The 3865-nt window shown below is 61.2% G+C and carries 4 protein-coding genes; 3 read left to right on the top strand and 1 reads right to left on the bottom strand.

Going from position 1 to position 3865, the window contains the following annotated elements; genetic code table 11:
- Positions 1-443: Mu transposase domain-containing protein (locus WB528_RS00565; RefSeq protein WP_423886488.1), on the bottom strand; the 443-nt coding region annotated here is incomplete at its 3' end.
- 119 nt (positions 444-562) lie between these two features.
- On the opposite strand from WB528_RS00565, the gene WB528_RS00570 reads away from it, so the two are divergent.
- The 3 genes from WB528_RS00570 (at position 563) to WB528_RS00580 (ending at position 3822) form a co-directional block, all read left to right on the top strand.
- A complete protein-coding gene (locus WB528_RS00570) occupies positions 563-850 on the top strand; it encodes a DUF5372 family protein (RefSeq protein ID WP_423886489.1) in 288 nt (95 codons plus the stop codon).
- Positions 851-1014: 164 nt separating this feature from the next.
- On the top strand, positions 1015-1491 hold the full coding sequence (locus tag WB528_RS00575) for a helix-turn-helix domain-containing protein (RefSeq protein ID WP_423886490.1): 477 nt from the start codon (positions 1015-1017) through the stop codon (positions 1489-1491).
- A gap of 276 nt (positions 1492-1767) precedes the next feature.
- Entirely contained in the window at positions 1768-3822 is a 2055-nt protein-coding gene (locus tag WB528_RS00580; protein WP_423886491.1) for a recombinase family protein, read from the top strand.
- Positions 3823-3865: the final 43 nt, after the last annotated feature.

Genomic DNA, 3865 nt, shown 5'->3' on the forward strand with positions numbered 1-3865 from the left:
CGCAGGATGATCTCGACCAACGCCGCAGTGTGGCGGCCGATTGCACCAGCTTGCCGGCGCAGGCGCTCCGGCGTCCAGTCGGCATAGCGCTGGTGGCTCGACGGCATGTGCTCGCGCACCGTCGTATGCTTGCGGTTCGACGATGAGCGCACATGCGCGGCAACCCGCTTGCCGCTGTGGAAGACTTCGATCGTGCGCGCGGTGATGCGCGCCCAAACCTTCTCGCGCAGCAGCTGGTGCGGCACCGAGTAATAGTGCTTGTCGATTTCGACGTGATAATCGAGCCCGACCCGGCATTGCTTCCATTCGGCAAAAACGTAGGGCTCAGCCGGCAAAGACTTGAGGGTCGAACGTTCGATCTCCTCGAACAGCGCACGACGGCTGGCGCCGAGATGGCGCGACACGCGATTGTTGATCTGCTCCACTAGCTCGGCGATGGCCATATTCAGAGCTGAGAGCGCGAAGAACTGTCGGTTGCGCAGCTTGGCGATGATGAAGCGCGTCGCAATTTGAACCGCCACCTCAACCTTCGCTTTGGAGAATGTCGCCGACTGCAGGTCGTATGGATACGACCGACCGCAAGGTTCACATCACGCATCCATTTCATCCGCACTGTGGTCGCCAGTTTGAACTGATCTCCCGGCAACGGCATTGGGGTGAGGACCGGGTTGTCTATTCGGACGACGACGGGCGCCTGCGCACGATCTCCGCTGCGTTTACTGATGTCATCCCGTTGGATGAGTTCCGGTTTGTCGCCGGCGGCAGGGCAGCATTTCGGACGGTCGATTTAATGACGTTGTGTGAGTTGTTGGACCGGCTTGGTGCGCGCAGAGCGTCAAGCGATGCGTAAATCCAATTACGCCGCATATGTAAAAGGAATGGCGCCGCATTGTAGCGGCGGTCTTGATAGAATATCTCGTGTTAATGGGATTAATCCCAGGATTTGCGCCAATGAAGCAGTTGACACACTACTGATAGAGGCGTATTTATATTTACGACTCATCGGAGCCGCACATGGCGAAGGCGGCAAAACGGCGGGACCAGAAGAGCAAGGCGCTGGCGCAGGATGGCGTCCTCAACCGCAATCCCGACGCCATCCGCGATGTCCTGTTCAGCGGCAACCCATTCTTCGACCCGAAAGACCTGGTCCAGGTGCGCTACGAGATGGTGCGGCGCCATCAAGTCGACGGCGCCGCCATCAGCAAGGTCGCCGCAGCCTTCGGCGTTTCCCGGCCAACCTTTTACAAAGCCCAGGATGCCTTGGAGACGGCCGGGCTCGCGGGTCTGCTACCGAGCCCGCGGGGCCCCAAAGGTGGCCACAAGATCTCTGCCGAGGTGATTGCCTACGTCGCCGAACTCAAGGCCGAGATCCCAGAGCTGACGACGCCACAATGTCTCGACGCGATCGAGCAGCACTTCGGCGTCAAGGTGCACCGGCGGAGCCTCGAACGCGCGCTGGCGCACAAAAAAAAACGAAACAATCCGCCCTGATCGTCGCCGCAGCGGACGCGGTCGGTGCTTACGAGAAACTGCGCGCCGCCGTGCTCAATGCCGAGCCGAGCAGCTGTTCCGGTCTCGGCATCATTCGCCATCGCGGATTGGCGGCGTGGATTAGGGAATGTGGGTCGGAACCTCAAGTCGAGGCGGTTCGCACGAACTATCACGCTGCGCCCACGACTACGCGCGATCTGCCGCCGGCAGCTAGCGATCTCACGCGACTTCTCGCCGGCATCATCGTCGCGCTTGCAACGGAGCCCACCCATGCCCATGGCTGAACTCAAAGTCACCGCCGACCATCTCAAGCGCGATGCCTATCTCTACGTCCGTCAGTCGACGCTGCGTCAGGTTGCCGAACACGGTGAGAGTACGCAGCGCCAATATGCCTTGCGTGACCGCGCAATCGCCGGAGGCTGGGCAGCCGAGCAGATTCATGTCATCGACCGCGACCTCGGCAAGTCCGGATCGAGCGCGACGACGCGCGACGGCTTCCAGGAGCTCGTCAGCGAAGTGGCACTCGGCAAGGCCGGCATCGTCATGGGCCTGGAAGTCTCGCGGCTGGCCCGCAACTCGGCCGATTGGCATCGCCTCATCGAGTTGTGCGCCTTGACCGCAACCCTCATCCTCGATGAAGACGGCGTCTATGATCCAGCCGAGTTTAACGATCGCCTTTTGCTCGGTCTCAAGGGCACGATGAGCGAGGCCGAGTTACATATCCTCAAAGCGCGTATGCGCGGTGGCCAGATCAACAAGGCGCGGCGCGGCGAACTGGAGATGTGCCCGCCGGTGGGTCTGATCTACCGGACCGATGGAACAATCGGCCTCGATCCCGATGCCCAGGTCCAGAATGCCATTCGTCTGGTATTCGAGACCTTCGAACGCACCGGAAGCGCGATCCGAACCGTCCGATTCTTTCGCGAACAAGGTCTCTTGTTCCCGCGACGGCTGCGTACGGGATTCAACAAGGGTGAACTCTTATGGGCACTGCCGCAGCACGCACGCATTCTGCAAGTGCTCCACAATCCGCGCTATGCCGGCGCCTTCGTTTATGGCCGCACGCGCATACGCCACCTGCCTGACGGTGGCACCGCCGTGATCAAGGTTGCCAGAGCGGAATGGCAGTTCGTCATGCCGGGCATGCACCAGGGCTACATCGATTGGGAACGCTTCGAGCTTAATCAGAATCGGCTCGCCGATAATGCCCGCGCCTTCAGTGGCGAGCGGCGGTCAGGGCCGCCGCGGGAGGGGCCGGCCTTGCTGCAAGGTCGCGTGCTGTGTGGATTGTGCGGCGAGCGCATGGGTGTGCATTACAGCCGGGAGAATGGTCAGACCGTCCCAATCTACGTTTGTCAGGAGACCGCAGTTCGGCGCGCCGGAAAGTCCTGTCAGACGGTTCCCGGCAAGGTCGTCGATCCAGCGGTCACAGCCTTGCTGATCGAGATGATGACGCCCATGACCCTGGCGGTTAGTCTGGAGGTTCAGCGCGAACTCGAAGCCCGCGTTGCCGAGACCGACGCCTTGCGCCGCCAGCATGTCGAGCGGCTGCGATACGAGGCTGAACTCGCGCGTCGACGGTACATGAAGGTCGACCCCGACAACCGGCTGGTCGCCGATGCCCTCGAAGCGGAATGGAACGACAAGCTGCGTCTTCATACTGAAGCCGCCGCAGACTATGAGCGCCGCAGTCGAGAGCAAGCAGCCGCGCTTGATGCCGACATGCGCCACCGCATTCTCGATCTCGCGGAGCAGTTGCCGCGAATCTGGCAAGATCCGCGCGTCGATGCCCGTGAGCGCAAGCGCATCCTGCGCCTCCTCGTCGACGACGTGACGCTGGTCAAGGCGGACACCATTACCGCCCATGTGCGCCTGTCAGGTGGCGCGACGCGCACATTGGTCCTCGAGCGGCCGCTACCCATTGCGCAAATCCGCAAGTTCAAGCCAGAACTCGTCGCCATCGTCGACCGAATGCTCGACCAACACTGCGATCGCGAGATCGCCGAGATTCTTAACCGCGACGGACGGCGCACATGGGAGACAAAACCATTCAACTTGAAGAAGGTTGCTTGGATTCGTCACGCCTACAAGCTATCGAGCCGCTATGACCGCCTTCGTCGGCGTGGCATGCTCACGACACGTGAGGTTGCGGCAAAGTTTGGCGTCGCACGAACCACCATCCACGAGTGGGGCCGCCAAGGGCTCATCACAAAGCACTACGCCGACAGTCTCAACCGTGGACTGTGGAGCATACCGTCTGGGATCATGATCACCAAAGGTCACGGCGGTCGTGATGCAAAACATGCCGCTATCGTCCCTTCACCGCAATGAGGTGCAGTATGAAGCAATCGTCTTGTCGCGTGGCCGATACGGC

Origin of the sequence: Bradyrhizobium sp. (assembly GCF_049586575.1) — a bacterium.
Classification (GTDB): domain Bacteria; phylum Pseudomonadota; class Alphaproteobacteria; order Rhizobiales; family Xanthobacteraceae; genus Bradyrhizobium.